The organism is Rhodococcus sp. IEGM 1302 (genome assembly GCF_030056935.1).
GTDB classification, from domain to species: domain Bacteria; phylum Actinomycetota; class Actinomycetes; order Mycobacteriales; family Mycobacteriaceae; genus Rhodococcus_F; species Rhodococcus_F qingshengii.
This window is the reverse complement of record NZ_JASHKY010000022.1, coordinates 24,698-43,074: the sequence shown is the minus strand read 5'-3', so window position 1 is coordinate 43,074 and position 18,377 is coordinate 24,698. Positions and strand designations below refer to the sequence as shown.

At 62.5% G+C, this 18,377-nt stretch carries 19 protein-coding genes; 2 read left to right on the top strand and 17 right to left on the bottom strand.

The features are described 5' to 3' along the window. Window positions 1-16 precede the first annotated feature (16 nt). The gene (locus QM609_RS23090; protein ID WP_050656510.1) at window positions 17-799 is read right to left on the bottom strand and encodes a dioxygenase family protein; all 783 of its coding nucleotides are present in this window, start codon (window positions 797-799) and stop codon (window positions 17-19) included. Between the two features lie 174 nt (window positions 800-973). Between QM609_RS23090 and QM609_RS23085 the strand changes: the two genes are divergently transcribed. Beyond that, window positions 974-1,483, top strand: coding sequence for a MarR family winged helix-turn-helix transcriptional regulator (locus QM609_RS23085; protein WP_030536759.1), 510 nt, complete (start codon window positions 974-976; stop codon window positions 1,481-1,483). Window positions 1,484-1,511: 28 nt separating this feature from the next. Here QM609_RS23085 and QM609_RS23080 read toward each other — a convergent pair whose 3' ends face one another. After that, window positions 1,512-3,050, bottom strand: a complete 1,539-nt coding sequence (locus QM609_RS23080; protein WP_050656509.1) for an FAD-binding protein — start codon at window positions 3,048-3,050, stop codon at window positions 1,512-1,514. A gap of 197 nt (window positions 3,051-3,247) precedes the next feature. On the opposite strand from QM609_RS23080, the gene QM609_RS23075 reads away from it, so the two are divergent. Then, window positions 3,248-3,838 (top strand): TetR/AcrR family transcriptional regulator, encoded by a 591-nt coding sequence (locus QM609_RS23075; RefSeq protein WP_003943994.1) that lies wholly within the window; start codon window positions 3,248-3,250, stop codon window positions 3,836-3,838. Here the strand turns inward: QM609_RS23075 and QM609_RS23070 are convergent. Genes QM609_RS23070 through QM609_RS23000 form a run of 15 tightly spaced genes read right to left on the bottom strand, consistent with a single transcriptional unit; the run spans window position 3,835 to window position 18,375 of the window. Continuing rightward, window positions 3,835-4,302, bottom strand: a complete 468-nt coding sequence (locus QM609_RS23070) for a hypothetical protein (RefSeq protein WP_050656508.1) — start codon at window positions 4,300-4,302, stop codon at window positions 3,835-3,837. The two genes, QM609_RS23075 and QM609_RS23070, sit on opposite strands and share 4 nt — an antisense overlap. Next, window positions 4,299-4,835, bottom strand: coding sequence for an Rv1363c family protein (locus QM609_RS23065; protein WP_228232694.1), 537 nt, complete (start codon window positions 4,833-4,835; stop codon window positions 4,299-4,301). The genes QM609_RS23070 and QM609_RS23065 overlap by 4 nt, the downstream gene beginning before the upstream one ends. Then, window positions 4,802-6,121 (bottom strand): MCE family protein, encoded by a 1,320-nt coding sequence (locus tag QM609_RS23060; protein ID WP_042450461.1) that lies wholly within the window; start codon window positions 6,119-6,121, stop codon window positions 4,802-4,804. Before QM609_RS23060 ends, QM609_RS23065 begins: the two co-directional genes overlap by 34 nt. Then, the gene (locus QM609_RS23055; protein ID WP_179090807.1) at window positions 6,118-7,251 is read right to left on the bottom strand and encodes an MCE family protein; all 1,134 of its coding nucleotides are present in this window, start codon (window positions 7,249-7,251) and stop codon (window positions 6,118-6,120) included. The genes QM609_RS23060 and QM609_RS23055 overlap by 4 nt, the downstream gene beginning before the upstream one ends. Further along, complete coding sequence (locus tag QM609_RS23050) at window positions 7,248-8,510, bottom strand: MCE family protein (protein ID WP_050656507.1); 1,263 nt, start codon at window positions 8,508-8,510, stop codon at window positions 7,248-7,250. Before QM609_RS23050 ends, QM609_RS23055 begins: the two co-directional genes overlap by 4 nt. Then, window positions 8,510-9,532, bottom strand: a complete 1,023-nt coding sequence (locus QM609_RS23045) for an MCE family protein (RefSeq protein ID WP_076949010.1) — start codon at window positions 9,530-9,532, stop codon at window positions 8,510-8,512. Before QM609_RS23045 ends, QM609_RS23050 begins: the two co-directional genes overlap by 1 nt. Further along, window positions 9,529-10,551 (bottom strand): MCE family protein, encoded by a 1,023-nt coding sequence (locus QM609_RS23040; RefSeq protein ID WP_007728666.1) that lies wholly within the window; start codon window positions 10,549-10,551, stop codon window positions 9,529-9,531. The genes QM609_RS23045 and QM609_RS23040 overlap by 4 nt, the downstream gene beginning before the upstream one ends. Continuing rightward, entirely contained in the window at window positions 10,548-11,717 is a 1,170-nt protein-coding gene (locus tag QM609_RS23035; RefSeq protein WP_283337476.1) for an MCE family protein, read from the bottom strand. Before QM609_RS23035 ends, QM609_RS23040 begins: the two co-directional genes overlap by 4 nt. Window positions 11,718-11,726: 9 nt before the next feature. Next, window positions 11,727-12,599, bottom strand: coding sequence for an MlaE family ABC transporter permease (locus QM609_RS23030; RefSeq protein ID WP_081305311.1), 873 nt, complete (start codon window positions 12,597-12,599; stop codon window positions 11,727-11,729). After that, window positions 12,596-13,336: an MlaE family ABC transporter permease gene (locus QM609_RS23025; protein WP_030536769.1), complete on the bottom strand. Its 741-nt coding sequence runs from the start codon at window positions 13,334-13,336 to the stop codon at window positions 12,596-12,598. Before QM609_RS23025 ends, QM609_RS23030 begins: the two co-directional genes overlap by 4 nt. 34 nt (window positions 13,337-13,370) lie before the next feature. Continuing rightward, a complete protein-coding gene (locus QM609_RS23020; protein WP_007728658.1) occupies window positions 13,371-14,624 on the bottom strand; it encodes a cytochrome P450 in 1,254 nt (417 codons plus the stop codon). A 53-nt stretch (window positions 14,625-14,677) separates the two neighbouring features. Then, a complete protein-coding gene (locus tag QM609_RS23015) occupies window positions 14,678-16,315 on the bottom strand; it encodes an acyl-CoA synthetase (RefSeq protein ID WP_007728656.1) in 1,638 nt (545 codons plus the stop codon). Window positions 16,316-16,341: 26 nt separating this feature from the next. Further along, window positions 16,342-17,589, bottom strand: coding sequence for a hypothetical protein (locus tag QM609_RS23010; protein ID WP_007728650.1), 1,248 nt, complete (start codon window positions 17,587-17,589; stop codon window positions 16,342-16,344). Between the two features lie 5 nt (window positions 17,590-17,594). Further along, a complete protein-coding gene (locus tag QM609_RS23005; protein WP_007728648.1) occupies window positions 17,595-18,146 on the bottom strand; it encodes a Cif family virulence factor in 552 nt (183 codons plus the stop codon). A 37-nt stretch (window positions 18,147-18,183) separates the two neighbouring features. Next, window positions 18,184-18,375: a ferredoxin gene (locus tag QM609_RS23000; protein ID WP_020907945.1), complete on the bottom strand. Its 192-nt coding sequence runs from the start codon at window positions 18,373-18,375 to the stop codon at window positions 18,184-18,186. Between the last annotated feature and the right edge of the window lie 2 nt (window positions 18,376-18,377).

Here is an 18,377-nt window from a genome sequence, read left to right as displayed (position 1 = left end):
GCGCGATTTGAAATCTCTAGGCGACCTGAATCGAGCGCTTCGCAAGCCCCATCCAGAATCCGTCGATCACCTGGGTGGGCACCTGTTCCGGATCGGACGACGCACCGAGCGTGACGAACAACGGGGCGAAGTGCTCGATGGTCGGATGCGCGTACGGCATCCCGGGAGCTTGAGCGCGGAAGTCGATCAAGGAATCGACGTCACCGGCAGCGAACCTCTCCCCTGCCCACGCGTCGAATTCCGCCGACCATCCCGGGGCCTGCGCCTCCGGTGACGGATCGCGCAGGAACGGTAGCCCGTGCGTGGTGAATCCGGATCCCACGATCAGTACACCTTGCTCACGGAGTGGCCGTAGGCGCTGTCCGAGATGGAGCAAACGCTCGGGATCGAGGGTGGGCAGCGAAATTTGCAGTACCGGGATGTCTGCGTCCGGGTACATCACCGTGAGCGGCACGTAGGCACCGTGATCCAGGCCTCGATTCGGCTGCTGAACCACGCGTTCGTTGTCCGGCATCAACGCGGCAACCTGGGCGGCGAGTTCCGGAGTGCCGGGAGAGTTGTACTTCGCGCGGTAGAACCTCTCGGGAAAACCACCGAAGTCGTAGATGAGCGGGGTGCCCGTGGTCGTCGATCCGATCGTCAGCGGTGCTGATTCCCAGTGCGCCGATACGACGAGGATTGCCGTCGGCCGCGGAAGATCGCCGGCCCACGCCCCCAACTGGTCAACCCACAACGCGCTGTCCACCAGCGGCGGAGCACCGTGGCTGAGATACAGCGCAGGCATGGTTGTGGTGGACATACGGACTCCTCGGGATAGACATTCGTCGTAAGTTGAAGGTTCAACCTAATATAGAACTCAACACTTGCGTCCCGCAACTATTCCCCGCAGGATTCTTCTGGACATGCGTCTGAGACGCTGTACACAAGCACGCTCCGTGCACGAAGAATGCTCGACCCGAAGGAGAAGTCACCGATGAGTGAACCGACCGCGCAGCCCGACGCGCAGTCTCAGACGAAGTGGCTCACAGCCGAGCAGCAAGAAGCATGGCTGACACTGATCGCTCTCGTGACACGGTTGCCTGCCGCACTCGACACTCAACTACAACGCGATTCGGCACTCACACACTTCGAATACTTCGTACTCGCGGCACTCTCGGACGCCCCCGACCACAAGCTCCAGTTGTCGGTACTGGCCCAGCGCGCGAACGCGTCCCTGTCCCGCCTCTCGCACGTGATCACGAAGATGGAGAAGGCCGGCTGGGTGAAACGGGAAGTCATTCGTGGCAGCCGCGGCTCCAACGCAGTGCTCACCGACGAGGGAATGGCAAAGGTGGTCGCGGCCGCGCCGCCGCACGTCGCCTCAGTTCAAGGTCTCCTCTTCGAGGGCCTCGACGATCGCCAGGTCGCCCAGCTTTCGTCGTTGGGTACAGCAATGCTCACCCAACTGGACAAGGGAATCGCCGCCGGACTCGGCAAGGCCTGACCACATCCCCGAGACGAGCGACTGATGATCAAGACGGCAGCTTCGCGAGGTCGAGTGCAGCCAAGTGACTGAACAGCATGCTCGCTCCGATCGGGTTTCCACCGCCGGGGTACGTAGTCCCGCTGGCCGCTGCCATCGTGTTCCCCGCCGCGTACAACCCGGCAATCGCCGTACCGTCGGCTTTGAGCACCCTCCCGGTCGCGTCGGTCCGTAGACCACCTTTGGTCCCGAGGTCGGAGATGCCGAAAGCGGCAGCGTGAAACGGCCCTTGAGCGATCGGTACGAGCGGCGAAGCCCCCTCGGAGAAGGCGCGGTCGTACGCAGTGTCTCCTCGACCGAAGTCCGTGTCGACGCCAGTCGCCGCAAACGCGTTGAATCGCTTCACGGTCTCCACCAGTTCCGCTGCGGGAACATCGATCTGGGCAGCGAGGTCTTCGAGTGTCTGTGCACTCTTCCACAACCCCGCAGCCACATACTGCTCCGTCTGGGCCATGGGTACGTTGGGTGCCTTCACCGGCGGCACTGCGCCTTCTCTGTTGTCGTAGATCATCCAGTACGGCGTGGTTACTTTCCCTGCCCGCATGTGTTCGATGACGGCGCGACCCAAGCGGTCGTACGGCGCTGATTCGTTGACGAATCGACGACCGTCGTCGTCCACGAAGATTCCGCCGGTGAACCACAGCGCAAACGCGGAGCGCCCATCTGGATGGGTGAGTCCCGGCGACCACCAGGCCTCGCCCATCAGGTCGGTGTCGGCACCCGCGGCGACCGCCGCCTGGTGCGCCTTCCCGAGGTTGCCGGGGCAACCCATCGTGTCGAGAGCGGATCCGGGGACACCGAATTCGGCCCGCAAGGTCTCGTTCTGCTCGAATCCACCGGCGGCGAGGATCACTCCTCTGCGTGCCTGAATGGTTCGACGCCGACCATCTCGGTCGACGACGGCTCCGACCACCACTCCGTCCTCGACAACCAGTTCCTCGAGAGTGGTCTTCAGGTGCATGGTGGCGTTCGGGAGTTCCGCAAGAGCCAACAGGAATCGACCGATCAACGACTGGCCGCCGACGAGGTACTTCGGCAACTCCTCCCCCAGCCGTTCCGTCGCCAGCGGCGGACGAAGCGAATCACGAAGCGCACCCAGCTTGTTCGCGTTCATCGGCTTGGGAACAATGTGCCGTCCACTCGCTCGAGCCTTGGGCTCTTCACCGAAGTAGTCGGGCCACGGCAGTATCTGAAACTCGAAGTTCGAGTCCTCTTCGAGGTAGTCGATCAACCCGGCGCCACCTCGAACGTAGGCTTCCTGAACGTCGGCGGGCGTACGATCACCCACCACTGATCGGTAGTACTCCAGCGCATCCTCGATGGTGTCGTCGTCCCCGCCCCGACGAAGAACGGCGTTGCACGGGAACCACATTCCGCCGCCGCCCGAGTACGCCGTTGTTCCGCCGTACTTGTCGGTTGCTTCGATCGCAATGACGTCGAGGCCTTCGCGGGCTGCCGTGTACGCGCCGGTGAGTCCGCCGCCTGATCCCACAGCGAGTACGTCGCACGTCTCGTCCCACTTCGTCATCGTCAGCCTCTCTGATTCTGGGCACAGTTTCCGAACATGTTCTAGAAATCGTTCTAACACATGGACTTAGCGATCGCGGGGGTTCGAAATTCTGTCCCACCGAGCGGGAGCGAGACATGACGCCGAGCGGGAGCGAGAACGAGCAGCGATAGCGCACACTTTGCTCGCACGGGTCTGATCCCGTAGTGTCTGGACACATGTCTGGTAAGACCAAGTTCGAGTCCACTCGCCGCAGACTGACCCAGCAGCAAGCCGAAACCGTCGATCGATTGACCGCGGCAGCGATCACGGTCCTGCGCGACAAAGGGTTTGCCGATCTGACCGTGCGGATGGTGGCAGCAGAAGCCGGTGTCGCCGCGGCTACGGCATACACCTATTTCTCGTCCAAGAGTCACCTTGTGGCAGAACTGTTCTGGCGTCGCCTCGACGCGGTACCCCACGAGCCCTCCCCGGAGGCGGAACGGGAAGCGCAGGTCTGTTCGGTCCTACGCAGCGTCGCACTGCTCGTCTCCGACGAACCGGAGCTGGCGGCGGCAGTGACCACGGCGATGATGGGCAACGATCCCGACGTCGAACACCTCCGCGGACGTATCGGCAAGAACATCCGCGAGCGACTCATCGAGGCACTGGGTCCGTCGTACGATCCCGACGTACTCGAAGCACTCGAAATCTCCTGGTCCGGAGCGCTTGTCCGAGCAGGCATGGGGTACGAGTCGTATTCGCAGATCGCAGATCGTCTCGAAGTCACTGCCAGGCTGATCATGGCGGGTCGCGACAACCTCCACTAGACCGGAGTCATGGCACTCACCAACCATGTTCCCTCGACTCGATCGAGCGTCACCTCGACTCGGCTCGACGTCGACGCTGGTGCCGGCCGCGCGATACTCGTCGTGATCTGATCGACGAACAGGAGCAATTCCGCTCGGTCTGCAGCAGCGGAGAGCACTCCCACGTCGACTACTCGCGCCTTCGTGCTGATTCCTTGCTCCTTCGACTGGGGTGCAACGGTTTTCGATCCGAATTCAGCGAAGCGGTCCTGAAATGTTCCACTTGCGCCCTCGGCAGCATGTGCAAGATCCTCGTCCACCGTGTCGCTGTTGTAGCTCAAGAGATTCTCGACGAGCATCGGCGCCACACCGATCACCTCGACACGTGCGGTTTCAGCGGCTGCCGAACGGTGGTGACTCCAGAGCAGAGTCCCGCCGACTCCCACCAAGATCAGCGCTGCAAACGCCAAGACCGCGCGCTTCACGGGACGAACTCCACACTCGACATCAGTACCCGACCGTCGACCTCTTCGACACCGACGCGCAGACGGTAGGTTCGCGCCGAAGACTCTCCCGCTGAATTAGCGACCTGAGCCGATGCCGCGATCAGTACCACCCCCGAGGTTCCGGATTCCGATGCCAGGGCTGCGGTGTCGACACGCCCGTCGGAATCGACGGCAAATTCACGGATGGACGCGACGAACGCAGATTCGCCGGACTTCAGTTCGTCGGCAAAGGCTCCCGTACTCAGGGCCTGTAGCGTCGCGAGATTCTCGTCGACTGTGGCAGAGTGAACGTCGATCAGAGCGAGGGCTCCTGCGACCGCACCGTCGACGTACTCTTGACGCTGGGTCTCGCGCGCCCGGTCGGATTGAACTGCCAGAGCACCGAAGACCACAACGACGCTCAGAGCCGCGAGTGCGATCCATGCCAAGGCAGTGAGAACACCGCGTTTCCCTAGGACCGGCTCGAGCACCTCGCCTCTCAACGATTCGTCGGCGTCAGCAACTGTTGCCACGGCTCACCCTCCCCCGAATCGGAAGCAGCAGGAGCTAATTCCGTGTGTTGATAGTCGACACCGTCAGGCCCGGTGTACAACTCGCCGGGAGCATTGGTCCCCGACGGCACGTACGCTTCGGGGCTCCGACAGATCTCCGGGCTCGGTGCTCGTTTGCCCGGTACCTCCATACAGGGAATGTTCCGGGATCCACGAACTGCGAAGACCGAGTTCTGCGGAACTTTGCAGTACAGATCAGCCGGGGTGTCCGGCACACTCATCTGGGTCGGGTCCCGTCGCTGATCGGCCGGAAGGTAACCGGTCGAGCACGCCGCGGGGTCCTGCGCTTGGAGGTGGAAGTTGACGTTCGCGGCGCCGTCCACCTGCCCGCGTTGGACAACGGTTTCCTGTGCCGCAACCAGTGGCGGCAAGATGACGAGCACCTGCTCCAACCCGGCGTTGTACGTCAAAGCCACCTGAGCGGTGCTGGTGAAATTGGCAAGCAGCACAGGCAAAGTGGGCTTGAGGCCTTGAAACAGCAGGTCGGCTTCAGTCGCGAAGCCCGGTCCGGTCTCGAGGATATTGCGCACGGACCCGTCGGCGACCGCCAACTGTCCACTGAGTTGAGCGACACTGGACGCCCACTGGCGAATCTGATCGCCCGTCACCACCTGTGTCTGCAGGAGCGGATCCAACTGCTGTACGAGCGTCGTAGCCGGCGTTGTGGCAGCAGACATCTGATCGACGAACGAAGTGGTCGAATCCAGCAGACGAGCCAGATCCTCTCCCCTGCCTCCGAAAGCTGCCGCGGACTCGTCGATCACCGATCGCAACTTGTCCTGCGGTACGGATGCGAGCATCGCCTGCGCCTGATCGAGGACCGGTCCGATCTCGGTCGGGATCGTGACAGCGTCGGGGCCGATCACGTCTCCGTCGGTCAGAAAGGGTCCGTCCGCGGTGCTCGGTTGCATGTCGACGTATTGCTCGCCGATTGCCGACACGCTTCGCACCGCTACTGTGAGCCCGCTGGAGGGAACGGGAACCGCACTCTCCAAAGATAATTCGGCGCGTACCACTCCCGGAGACAGACGCACCGACCTGACCTGACCGATGGTGTCGCCGCGATAGGTCACGTTCGCGTTCCGATACAGGCCGCCGGCGTCGGGCAGTTCGACTGTCACCGAGTAGCGCCCGATGCCGAGCATGGTCGGAACTCTCAGGTACGAGATAGCCGCTGCGCTCATGCCTATCACCGCCAGGATCGCGAAGATCGTCAATTGCCTTCGCACCAACTTCGTGAGAATCATCGTCCACCTCCCTGGGCGGGTTGCGCTGTGCCAGGTGGGCCGGGCTGCCCTGTGCCGAGTGGGGCGGTCAAGGGATCGACCAGTACTCCGTTCTCCACGGGGGTTTGCGGCGCCCCGAACGGCGTACCGAAGCCGAGACCTGACTGGAGGCGATTACTCGTGAGGTCGATCAGCGCCCACAAATTGGTGTAATCGCCGCGCATTCCGTCGTCGATGGTCGTCTGGGGGAAGGGGAAGGTACTCAGGTTGCCCAAATTGTTGATCAGGTCCGGTCCTGTTTCGACCACCTTCTGCAGCGTCGATTCCAAGGCGCTCAAATTGGCTTTCAAATCGTCGCGGGTCCGGTCGACCAGATCGGTCCCGACGTCCCCGAACCTGCCGACCGCATCGAGGGCGGTGGTCAGGTCGACGCGTTGGGCGCTGAGTTCCGCCAAGGCTGGATCAAGGGTCTCCAACGCCTCACCGAGAACGTCTCGCTGAGCCGTGATCTCGCCGGCGAAGACGTCGAGATTCTCCATGGTCGTGACCATCGCATCACGTTGGCGGTCGAGTGTTTCGGTCACGGTATCCATCTGACTCAGCAGGTCGCGAGCCGCGTCGGTCCGTCCGCCGAGCGCCGTGTTCAGCTCCGTGGTGATGCTGTGAATCTGAGCGAGCCCGCCGCCGTTGAGGACCAATGACAGTGCCGTCAACGCTTCCTCGGTGGTGGGATAGACACTGGCCGATGCAAGGGGAATCACGGATCCTTCCGACAACCGCCCTTCCGGCGCCACCTCGGTGGGCGGCGCGAGCGCGACGTGTTTGGATCCGAGCAGACTGGTTTGGCCGATCTTGGCAGTCGCGTTGGCGGGCAGCGACACCGAGCCGTCGAGCGCAACCGTCACCCGTGCGTGCCAGTTGTCGGTCTCGATCGCACTGATACTTCCGACTGTCACGTCGTTGACCATGACCGGAGAGTTGGGACTGATCGACGTGACGTCGGGCATCTCGATCACGACCGAGAAACTTCCCTCACCGCGGCCGGCCGCGCCTGGCAGCGACACCGAATTCAGCCCGCTCCATTGACAACCCGTCAGAACGAGCACGGCGCTCGCCGCCACACACACTGTTCCCCACCAGCGGGCAGTCATCGTGATCCTGTCGACGGCATGATCAGTCCGGTCAGACTCGACGCAACCGGTACCGTCGGAAAGCCCAAGGCGCCAGTCGGTTCCAGATCAGGCTCGCTGTACACCAGTTGGTCCGGAAGAGCGCCGAGCGCCCGGGTCGGATTGATGCTCAGGTCCGGGTAGTTGGCCTTGATCGTGTTGAGCAACGGGCCGAGGTATTCGATGCACAAATCCGCGCCCTTCTTCGAGGTGTCGTTGGCCAGGCCGGCGATTCCGCCGCAGATCAAGTCGATCGGGTTGCCGACGTTCTGGAATGCGGGCACACCCACCATCGCTCCTTGGGCCGGCCGGTAGACGTTGTAGTAGTTCGACAACGCTGTCGGAGCCAGATGCAGTACCTTCTCGAGGCCTGCGCGCTTGTCGACCAGTACCTGGGACACGTCGGCCAACTTCGCGATCTGCTCCGTCAAGCCGGTTCGGTTCTGTTCGACGAACCGCTGTACGTCGACGACGGCGGCGTCCAGATCGGCGAGAGCCGGAGCCAATTGCGTCCGGCTCTCGGCGAGCACACTCGAGACATTTGCCAGTCGTCCTTGGAACTGAACGATCTGTTCGTCGCTTGCGGCGAGTGCGGTCGTGAAGGTCTGCAGGCCGCGGATGGTGCCGAACAGATCGGCTCCGCCTTCGTCGAGTGTGCTCATAGCCTCCGAGAGTTCGGTCACCGAGCGCCCCAGCGCTTCCCCGTTGCCGACCAGTGCGGATCCGGCACCGTCGAGGAAGTTGGCGGCGGGACCGCGATCGTCCCCGACGGGACCCAAAGCATCGGCAGCCCGGCCCAGCTGTTCCTTGATCTGGTCCCACTCGACCGGGACGGCCGTTCTGTCGAGTGGGATCTCCGCACCGTCATTCAGTGCGTCGGCGCCGTCCGTCACCGCCGGCGTCAACTGCACGAAGCGGGCCGAGACCAGCGACTGGGCAACGATCACCGCTTTCGCGTCCTCGGCGACGGGAACCTCGCGCGCCAATTTCAGTTCGACGCGCATTCGATCTCCCTGTGGGGCGATCGCGGTGACGCGGCCGACGTCGACTCCCACGACACGAACGTCGTCACCGACATACAGACCGGTCGTCGAGGTGAAGTAGGCCGTCACGTTGTAGTAGCGCAGATGTTGCACCGCAAGGTATCCCGACACGACGACGATCGCCGCACCGATGACGCTTCCACCAACAACGGCGATTCGACGCCAGTTCATCGGTTTGCGAACTCGTAAGGCACCCATCATCGAACCTCCGGAATCGGTAGCGGCGCAGGTGGTAGCCCGAACATCGCGTTGATCAACGGTTGGGTGTATTGCGCTGGCACCAGGTTCTGAACGTAGGCGTAGTAGAAGGGGCCGCTGGCCACGGTGTCACCGAGCGTGCCCACGTACGTACCGAGACCGTCGATTCCCTGAGAAAGGTTGTCCTTGTTGTTCTGCAGAATTCCGACAACCGTGTCGAGTTTGCCGAGGACCGGCTGCAATTGCGCCTCGTTGTCGTGGACGAGTCCGCTCAGCTGGGTCGACAACGCCGAGATGTTCGTGATCACTTCCCCCAGCGCCGCCTGTCGCCGATCCAGTTCTCCCAACAAGGCGTTGCCGTCGACGAGTAGCGCGTTGACCTGTGGTCCACGCTCGGCCAGCGTCCCGGCGACGTCGTTTGCATCGGACAGCAAGGTGCGCAACATGTCGTCGCGTCTATTGACGCTGTCGGAGATCCGTGCGACACCGTCCAGCGCCGGCCTCAGGTTCGGCGCACTGTCGGACATCACCTGCCCCACTGCGTCGAGCGATTCGGAGAGTTGGTCGAGATCGATGTCCTCGACCGTCGTGGTGAGGTCACCGAGCACGTCGGGCAGCGAGTACGCCGATCTTGTTCGCTCGACCGGGATCTCACCGCCGACCGCGATCCTTCCCGGACCGTCCAGATCGAGCGATACCGCTCGCTTGCCGAGCAACGACATCGTGGTGACGGCCGCCGATGTGCTTTCTCCCAAACCGGTCGAGCCTTCCAGTGTGAAATCCACGCGCGCGAGTCCGTGCTCGACCTCGATCCGATCCACCGTTCCGATCTTCACTCCGGCGGCGTTGACTTCGTCTCCCGGCGCGAGACCGCTGGCGTCGGCGAACACCGCGCTGTACCCGACACCCGATTTCAGGAACTGCAGATTCTGATACTGGAGCGATGCCAATACGACGGCGGCCGTGACGACCAATCCCACGACCCCCACGCGTACGGCCTGGCTCTGTGCCATCTCTCTCATCGTGGTGCGCACCTTCCGGTCGTCTGATCCACCAGGTCGACAGTGAGCGGCGTACCGTCGGCACCGTCGACCTTCAGTGCGATTCCGCACAGATAGAAGTTGAAGAACGACCCGTACGAGCCGACTCGGATCAGCTGCTTGTAGTTCGAGGGCATGGACGCGAGAATCCGATCGAGCTCACTCTGTTGCTCGATCAGCGGATTCAGGCTTGCGTCCAGCTTCGACAGGTTTCCCGCGATGTCCGGGCGAACTCCGGCGAGGAGATCGGCGAAGGTGCCTGATGCGGTGTTCACACTCTCGACGGCAGTCCCGATCATCTCCCGGTCCGCCGCGAGCCCGCTGACCAGCTGTTGTAGGTGATCGAGAGTGTCACTGAACTGACCACCGCGGCTGCGCAATTCGCTGAGCACACCGTCGAGGTTGCCGATCACTCGACCGATCAGTTGGTCGCGGTCTGCGAGAGTGTTCGTAATCGATCCGGTGTGCGCCAGCACCGATGCCACAGTTCCGGACTGGCCTTGAAACACCTCGAGCAAGGACATCGACAACGCGTTGACCTGCTCCGGGTCCAGGGCTTGAAACAGCGGCTTGAAACCACCGAGTAGCGCATCGAGGTCGAGTGCCGGTGCGGTGCGATCGACGGGGATGCTCTCGCCCTCCGGTTGCGGTTCCGCGATCCCCGGATCGTCGAGCAATTCGAGGTATCGATTACCCACCAGATCCTGATATCGAACAGCGGCTCTGGTCGATACGGTCACGGTGTCACCCGTATCCACACTGAAACTCACGTGGGCACGGTGATTCCCACCGAATTCGACGGAGCCGACAGAACCGACCGGCACACCGGCGATGCGCACCTTGTCGCCGGCTCTGAGCCCGGAGGCGTTGACGAACTCCGCCGAGTACGACCTCGCGTCGCCACCTCGCATCTGGCCGAACACGAGGATCAGCCCGGCGTTGACGAGGATCATCACCAGAACAAAAATTCCGAACTTGACGGTGTACCCACGAACTTTCATCGGATCTCCGTCCCGAACAGGTAGCTCATCAGATCCGGGACCGTGTTCATCGGTTGCCCACCATTCGGCTGACGCTCGGGCGCAAACGGATTCACCCCGGTGTCGGTCACCAGGTACGGAGCATTGACGTTCGGGTCGCGCAGTGGAAGGCCCATACACTGCGGGCCACCGGTTGCCGCGACCTTCGGAAGGTCGTCGGGATATCGGTACGGTTCGGTTCCGGCGATCAGACCGATCGACATCTTGATTCCTGGTTGTCCGTTGTAGGCGCCGTCGCCGATCTTCTTGCTCTCCTGAAGTCCGTGGAACATGCAGGGAATCACCGGGGAGTATTCCTCGAGCAGTGCGGTGGTCGGCCGCAGTAACGACAGAACGGTGTCGATACCGTCGGCGTTGGCTCCCAGTACATCTTCTCCGGTGCGGGCGACCCCGATCACGTTGAGCAAGAGGAGATCAAGATTCTGCTGCTCGTCGAGAACAGTGGTTCCCGTAGTCGTGAGCGAGTCGAGGGTGTCCATCAAGTCGAGAACAGCGTCGCGGTAGGTCTGCGTGACGGCTGGCAGGTCAGTCAACACATGATCGAGAGCCTCACGTGCAGTGTTGAATTCGAGCAAGGAGGAATCTGCTTGTTCGAGTGCGACCCCGAGCCGTTCGCCGCGTCCTTGCAGAGCAGTCGAGAGGGCACCCAATGTCGAATCGAGTTTGCCCGGGTCCACCGTCAGGAGCACGGCGGTGAGTTTCTCGAACACCGTGTTCAGCTCGACGGTCACCCGGGATGCGTCGATCGTCGCCCCGGCGGCAAGTCGCGCACTACTCGGCTGCTCCGGCGAGGACAGGCTGACGAACTTCGCGCCGAAGGCCGTGTTCGACGTGATCGCCACATCCACGTTTGACGGAATCGACTCGAGCGCTTCGGGATCGATCGACAACGACAGTTGCGCGGTGGCGTAGTCAGTCGGCGTGATGGACTCCACCGAGCCCACGGTCACCCCGGCCATCTTCACCCGCGCGCCCGGATCCATCACGAGCCCCGCGCGCTCCGCGATCACCGTGATCGGGACGCGAGTGACAAACACCTGGTTGAAAGACGCGACCGACAAAGCGATGACCCCGACGATCGCCGCAGCCAAGCCCAGAGCAGCCAACTTGTAGCCGTATCTGTGCACGCAGTCCCCCTAACCGGACAGATTGAAGTTGCCGGAACCGCCGTAGAGCGCGAGTGAGACGAGCAGGGTCACCGCCACGACGCAGATCAGCGAGAGCCGAACCCCGCGGCCCACTGCAGTTCCCACGCCCGACGGTCCCCCGGACGCGTTGTATCCGTAGTACGTGTGGATCAGCATCACCAGTAGTGCCATCACGAGCACTTGAACGAAGGACCATGCGACATCGACCGGATCGAGGAACGTCGTGAAGTAGTGGTCGTAAAGCCCTGACGATTGACCGAACAGGACGACCGTGGTGAACCTTCCGGCCAGAAAAGATCCTACGAGTGCCAGGGAGTACAACGGCAGAATCGCCAGCATCCCCGCAGTGACGCGGGTGCTGACGACGTACGGGACCGAACTGATCGCCATCGATTCGAGGGCGTCGATTTCCTCACTGATGCGCATGGCACCGATCTGCGCGGTCGAACCTGCTCCGATCGTGGCCGACAGGCCGATTCCCGCGATGACCGGCGCGGCGATACGAACGTTGATGAAGGCGGAGAAGAATCCGGTGAGCGCTTCGACTCCGATATTTCCCAGTGAGCTGAAACCTTGGATCGCTATGGTGCCGCCCGAGGCGAGAGTCAGAAATCCCACGACCGCAACCGTGCCGCCGATCACTGCCAAAGCTCCGGTGCCCATGCTGATCTCGGCTACCAGTCTCAACACTTCCTTAGGGTGTTTGCGAATTGCCCACGGGATGTGAGCGATGGCGCGCGCGAAGAAGGCAGCTTGTCGCCCGACATCGTCGATCGAGCGTGACGTTCGAGCCACCCGCGCCCGCGTGCGTCCGAACTTGCCGATTTGTGCCAGCGAATCCGACAGCGTCACCTCGATCACCCCGCCGTCAATCGGATGCCGACCGCGGTGACGATGGTGTTGACGACGAACAACGCCATGAATGCGTACACCACCGTTTCGTTGACGGCCTCCCCCACGCCTTTCGGCCCACCCCGTACCGACAGTCCGCGATAGCAGGCCACCAATCCCGCCAGCATCCCGAACAGTGCAGCTTTGACCATCGACAACGCCACCTCGGGCAGGCCGGTCAACAACGTGATTCCCTCGACGAAGGCGCCAGGGTTCACGCCCTGGAGAAACACCGAGAAGGCGTAACCGCCGGCGATGCCGATGACGCAGACGAGTCCGTTGAGCAGCAAAGCCACCACGGTCGACGCGACCACCCGAGGAATCACCAGCCGAGTGATCGGATCGATCCCGAGCACCTCCATGGCGTCGATCTCTTCACGAATCGTTCTCGATCCCAGATCGGCGGCGATGGCAGTCGCGCCCGCACCTGCCACGATCAGCACCGTCACCACCGGACCGACCTGAGTCACGGCGCCGAGCGCGGCCCCGGCGCCGCTGAGGTCGGCGGCACCGATCTCACGGAGCAGGATGTTGAGCGTGAAACTCACCAGGACCGTGAACGGCACGGCCACCAATACGGTCGGCACGATCGACACCCGGGCGATCATCCAACTCTGCTCGAGAAACTCCTGCACCTGAAAGCGGGTGCGGAACAAGCCCACTGCGACATCGGCGCCCATCCGGTAGAACTGGCCGAGTTCGCGCATCGGGCCCGCAAGTGCAACTCTTCCGCTGTACACGTCAATGCCCCGAAGGACATGACGTGGAGTTGCCGTAGTCGACCTTGAATTGCTTGATCCCGTTGAGCCAACCGGACGAGAGCCTGCTCGGATCGCCGAGCTTGCTGATGTCGGGCATGTGATCGGCGATCTTGCCGAAGATCAGATCGACCTCCATTCTGGCCAGGTTGGCGCCGACGCAGTAGTGCGGCCCGGTTCCTCCGAACGCGAGGTGCGGGTTCGGGTCTCGGGTGATGTCGAAGACGTCGGGGTTCCCGAAGACGGTTTCGTCGAAGTTCGCCGAGCCGTAGAGCAGTACGACGCGCTGCCCCTTCGCAATCGCAGTGCCGGCAATCTGTGTGTCCACCACTGCTGTTCGTTGCATCGACGTCAGTGGCGAAGCCCAGCGGATGATCTCGTCCGCGGCGGTGCGCGGACGCTCGCGCTTGTACAATTCCCACTGATCCGGATGCTCGAGAAATGCCATCATGCCGAGTGTCGTTGCGTTTCGCGTCGTTTCGTTGCCCGCGACAGCCAACATGATGACGAAGAAACCGAACTGTTCCGGGGTGAGTTTCTGCCCGTCGATGTCGGCATGCACCAAGCGTGAGATGATGTCGTCGAGCGGTTCCTCCCGTCTCGCCTCAGCCAGTTGATAGGCGTAGCCCAGGATCTGCGCCGACGCCATCCGAGACTCGCCGGCGAGCGACTCGTCGTCGTATCCCGTCATCTGATTCGACCATTCGTACAGCTGACGGCGCCCGTCCTGCGGTACACCGATCAGCTCCGAGATCGCCTGCATGGGTAACTCGCTGGCGACCTGGCTGACAAAATCACCGCTACCTTCCGCCACGGCAGCCGACGCTATGTCTTCTGCCCGCGCTTCCAACCCGGCCCGCATCGCTTCCACCGACCGCGGAGTGAACAAGCGCGCCACCAACTTGCGCAGCTGTGTGTGCTCAGGGGCGTCCTTGTTGATGAGGACGTGTTTTGTCGCCTCCAACTCCTCCGCCGAGATGTTGTCTTCATGCCGCGGAATGCAGCCGTTGACGTTGCTCGAGAACTCCTCGCTGCGCAACGAGACGTCGCGGACGTCTGCGTGGCGGGAGACAACCCAACAACCACCGTCGTGAAATCCGCCGGTACCCGGTTCCTGGGCGTTCCACCAGACCGGAGCGCATCGTCGTAGTTCGGCGAACTCGGCAAGCGGGACGCGCTCGCCGTACAGATGCGGGTCGGTCACGTCGAACCCGTCGGGAAGGTCGATCTCAGGCATTGCAGATGCTCCTTTACGGATGGGTGCCGGGTGCCGGGTGTTGCGTGTGAGCGCTAGTCGATCCGGTGGACCGGGTCGCTGTTCTGTGAGAACTCCTTGGCCCAGCGGTAGTCCGGCTTGCCGCTCGGCGCTCGAACGACCTCGTCGGCGATCCAGAAGGAACGCGGAATCTTGTAGCCGGCGAGGTGACTGCGGGCGTGCTTCTCGATGGATTCGAAATCCGGTTCCACACCGTCGCGGATGCGAAGCACCGCCGCCACCCGATTGCCCCACCGCTCGTCCGGAACACCGATCACTGTCGCGTCGTAGATGTCGGGATGGGCCTTCACCACGGCTTCGACTTCTTCCACGAAGACCTTCTCGCCGCCGGTGTTGACCACCATGTTTCCCCGTCCGAGGAGGGTGACCGAGCCGTCGTCCTCGATCCGCGCCCGGTCTCCGGTCACCACTGCCCGCGCGCCGTTCACCTCGCGGAATATCTCGGCCGACTTCACCGGATCGTTGTAGTAGCCGAGTGGAACGTTTCCGAGTTTCGCCAGCCATCCTTCGGCGCCCGAGCCCGGCTCCAACACTCGGTTGTCGTCGTCGACGACGACCGTGAATCTGTTGGCGCCCACTTTGGGTCCGCCACGCTGCTCGAGCCCTTTGGTTGCGAATCCGATTCCGCCGAAGCCTGTTTCGGACGATCCAACCGAATCGGAGATCATCAGATTCGGAAAGACGTCGAAGAACGCATCTTTGACCGATCCGGAGAAGAGCGCAGCGCCGGAGGCGAGCACGGCCAGGCTCGACGCATCCGGTTGCAATTCGTGATGGGCTTCGACCAGTGGACGGCCCATGGCGTCGCCGGTGATGACCATGACCTGCGGGCGATATTCGGCGACGACTTTCCAGACCTGCGCCGCATCGAACTTCGGTTCGAAGATGACGGTGTTTCCGGAGAACAGAGCGTTGAACGTCGGCATCAGTGCCGAGGTGTGGATCAGCGGTGGAAGCATGCACCACCGCATCGGTTCGGCTGCCGCGGCGCCACCGCGCGACTGCTGGTACTCGTCGGCGATCGGCTCACCCGAATAGAAGTCGTAACCGCCGGCCAACACGCGCCAGATGTCTTCCTGCCGCCAGACGACGCCTTTCGGTCGTCCGGTTGTTCCGCCGGTGTAGAGAACGTAGACGTCGTCGCCGGAACGCTCGGGAAAAGCATGTTCACCTACGCGCAGCGGGGATTGGTTGCCGAGCGCATCCTCGTACGCCACTGCCCCCGGAATCGACGGTTCGTTCCCGAGAGCGAGTTCGTCCGCCACCTCGATCACGTACTTGACCCGCGGCGCGGACACCAACGCCTCGGCAACCCGCTCAGCGAAACCACGATGGAAAACCAACGCCGTGAGATCCGCGTTCTCGTACAGGTAAACCAATTCGTCGCTCGTGTAGCGGTAGTTCACCGTGATGGGAACGCCGCGGATCTTGAAGGCCGCGAGGACAGCAACCATCGCCTCGATCGAGTTGTGCAGTTGAATACCGATGTGCGAACCGACACCTAACCCGACGGACTGGAAGTAATGCGCCAATCGGTTGGCCCGCTCGTCGAGCTCACGGTATGTCACCTCGTCGCCGGAAACGATCAGCGCGAGGCGATCGGGCATCGCATCGACGGAATGCTCGAACAGGTCTGCAAACGTGTACGCCATAGGTTGAGTCCTTCGGGTTCGGCCGGTCAGACGACGAAGAGAGGCAAGGGGATTCCGCGATCTTCGAATACGAATGCCGCGCCGGTACTGACCTTCGTGATGGCGACTTCGACGCATTCCGGAGCGGGAGCTTCGGTGATGTCGACGGCCAGAAGAAGCCCCGCGGCATCTTCGGCCACCACTCTCACGGTGAAGTGCGGATTCACGCCGCGGACCAAAGCTTGGAGAGGATCGAGGTGCTCGCTGCCGAGCAAGGTCGGCCAACCGCCGTCTCGGTCGACAAGAGCTTCTCGCGAGATCCGCAGCTCCAGAGCACCGCCGTCCTGTCGAATCTCGCTCTCCACATACTGCTTCGGATTCAGCAAGGGATGCACGGACAGGACCAATGCCAACGATTCCAGCGTCGAAGGAAGCCCGAGCGCATCTCGAATACGCTGTGCCGCAACTCCCGCGATTCCGGTCAATTGCTTTCGCGTGATCTCGCGAGCCTTGTCTTCGTCGGCACGGCGGCGAACCGCTGCCAGAAAGCCCAACGCCAACAGATGATGCTGCACGCAGATCTCCTCTGCGATACGAACCAAGGCTGATCGCGAGAAGTCGGAAAACCTCAGGTCGGACAACAACGGACCCGAGTAGTCCGCCCTACCGTCCCCACCGTGATCGATCGGGCTCAGCTCGACCGTCACCGCGGCGGTGCTTCCGATCTGCTCGGTGTGCGCGGTCATCACGGGAGGCGTGTGCGACGGGTCGATGGACACGGTCCAGGCGCAGTGCGGATGTCGGTCGGCGGGCCTGCGCGGTGGTCGGTGAATCGGCCGGATCTGGGCGCGCGGGTTGGTCGCGATGGCCGTTGCATCGAAAGTCGGATCCTCGATGTCGTGACACATCGAGGTCACGAACTCATCGCCCAACGGCTCGACGTCCATGAGTGCTCCGCAATGGTCGAGCCAGAATTCACCGTGCAGCGGATCGTCGACCCGGTATCGGAAGTCCATGAACTGTGGAGGAGCGCCGATGTCGAGTTGTAATCCTTTGAAGATCGTCACGACGTCGTCGCCCTCGTATCCGAGAGCCTTCTGCATGCGGCGGGTGTACCAGGGGCTGGCCGACTCCCACTCCTCGACGGCCACCTGTGCCATACCCTCGCGTCCGAATTCGACGATCAGATGCGCCATGCCCGAGCGATCGATCAGCTGCCCGCACAGGAGCAACTCGGGCACCAGCACGGCAAGGTCGCGCTGCGAGAGTGCCTCGAAGGAATCGCGCACCGGCATCGGACTCACCACAGCGAAACCGGCGCGGTGCCCACCGGATACCAGCCCGGTAGCGGGTCGCCCGAGATCGATCGCTGGATCCGGCCCTGCATCCCCTTCGAGAGAGCGTTGTTGCCGATCATCTCCATGAACAGTGCCGACACGTTCCCGAAGTCGAAGAAGTCACGCTGCCACGACCATTGGAAATCCCCGCCGTAGCGGAACCAACTACCACCGATACCGTAGACGGAGTAGTTGCTACCGTCCTCACGCTTGGCATCGGAAATCTGCTTCCACAAGCCGATCACGTTTCCGCTACGGTCGTCGATCACAAAGTCTTGATACGGATACTCCCAGCCTTCGAGGCCCTTCATCTCGAGACCGAGCGCGACTTCGCGAATCTCCTCGCGCCCCACCGCCATGAAATCCTGCTTGGGGCCGTAGTTCCACCCGTACGTGGCGTCCTCGGTATACATGTCCGCCAACGGTTTCCAATCGCCGGCGGCTTCGGCCTTTTTGTTCGCCTCGATCCAGCGTTGGACCATCTCGTCGAGCTCTGCGCGGTCGAAACCCGTCATCTGAACTTCCTCCCTCGAGCACATGAATTCGCTGCAATCAATCGACAATTCTCAGGGCGCCGGTCGGGCAGTACCTGACCGCCATCTCGGCTTCACCGCGGAGCGACTCGGGTGGGTCCGAGTCCAGAAGACTGACCTTCCCCCGCTTCGGGACGACAAAGATCTCCGGTGCCTCCAGCTCACACGCCGCATGGCCTTGGCACAGGTCGAGGTCGACTTCGACGTGCATGA

What these genes read in the sequence shown, in the direction of transcription:
- QM609_RS23000 (WP_020907945.1), bottom strand. Translation starts at nt 18,375, where the DNA reads ATGCACGTCGAAGTCGACCTCGACCTGTGCCAAGGCCATGCGGCGTGT.
- QM609_RS23050 (WP_050656507.1), bottom strand. Translation starts at nt 8,510, where the DNA reads ATGGGTGCCTTACGAGTTCGCAAACCGATGAACTGGCGTCGAATCGCC.
- QM609_RS23060 (WP_042450461.1), bottom strand. Translation starts at nt 6,121, where the DNA reads ATGATTCTCACGAAGTTGGTGCGAAGGCAATTGACGATCTTCGCGATC.
- QM609_RS23075 (WP_003943994.1), top strand. Translation starts at nt 3,248, where the DNA reads ATGTCTGGTAAGACCAAGTTCGAGTCCACTCGCCGCAGACTGACCCAG.
- QM609_RS23085 (WP_030536759.1), top strand. Translation starts at nt 974, where the DNA reads ATGAGTGAACCGACCGCGCAGCCCGACGCGCAGTCTCAGACGAAGTGG.
- QM609_RS23010 (WP_007728650.1), bottom strand. Translation starts at nt 17,589, where the DNA reads ATGCCGGTGCGCGATTCCTTCGAGGCACTCTCGCAGCGCGACCTTGCC.
- QM609_RS23025 (WP_030536769.1), bottom strand. Translation starts at nt 13,336, where the DNA reads ATGCGCGAACTCGGCCAGTTCTACCGGATGGGCGCCGATGTCGCAGTG.
- QM609_RS23040 (WP_007728666.1), bottom strand. Translation starts at nt 10,551, where the DNA reads ATGAAAGTTCGTGGGTACACCGTCAAGTTCGGAATTTTTGTTCTGGTG.
- QM609_RS23020 (WP_007728658.1), bottom strand. Translation starts at nt 14,624, where the DNA reads ATGCCTGAGATCGACCTTCCCGACGGGTTCGACGTGACCGACCCGCAT.
- QM609_RS23055 (WP_179090807.1), bottom strand. Translation starts at nt 7,251, where the DNA reads ATGACTGCCCGCTGGTGGGGAACAGTGTGTGTGGCGGCGAGCGCCGTG.
- QM609_RS23045 (WP_076949010.1), bottom strand. Translation starts at nt 9,532, where the DNA reads ATGAGAGAGATGGCACAGAGCCAGGCCGTACGCGTGGGGGTCGTGGGA.
- QM609_RS23080 (WP_050656509.1), bottom strand. Translation starts at nt 3,050, where the DNA reads ATGACGAAGTGGGACGAGACGTGCGACGTACTCGCTGTGGGATCAGGC.
- QM609_RS23090 (WP_050656510.1), bottom strand. Translation starts at nt 799, where the DNA reads ATGTCCACCACAACCATGCCTGCGCTGTATCTCAGCCACGGTGCTCCG.
- QM609_RS23015 (WP_007728656.1), bottom strand. Translation starts at nt 16,315, where the DNA reads ATGGCGTACACGTTTGCAGACCTGTTCGAGCATTCCGTCGATGCGATG.
- QM609_RS23005 (WP_007728648.1), bottom strand. Translation starts at nt 18,146, where the DNA reads ATGACGGGTTTCGACCGCGCAGAGCTCGACGAGATGGTCCAACGCTGG.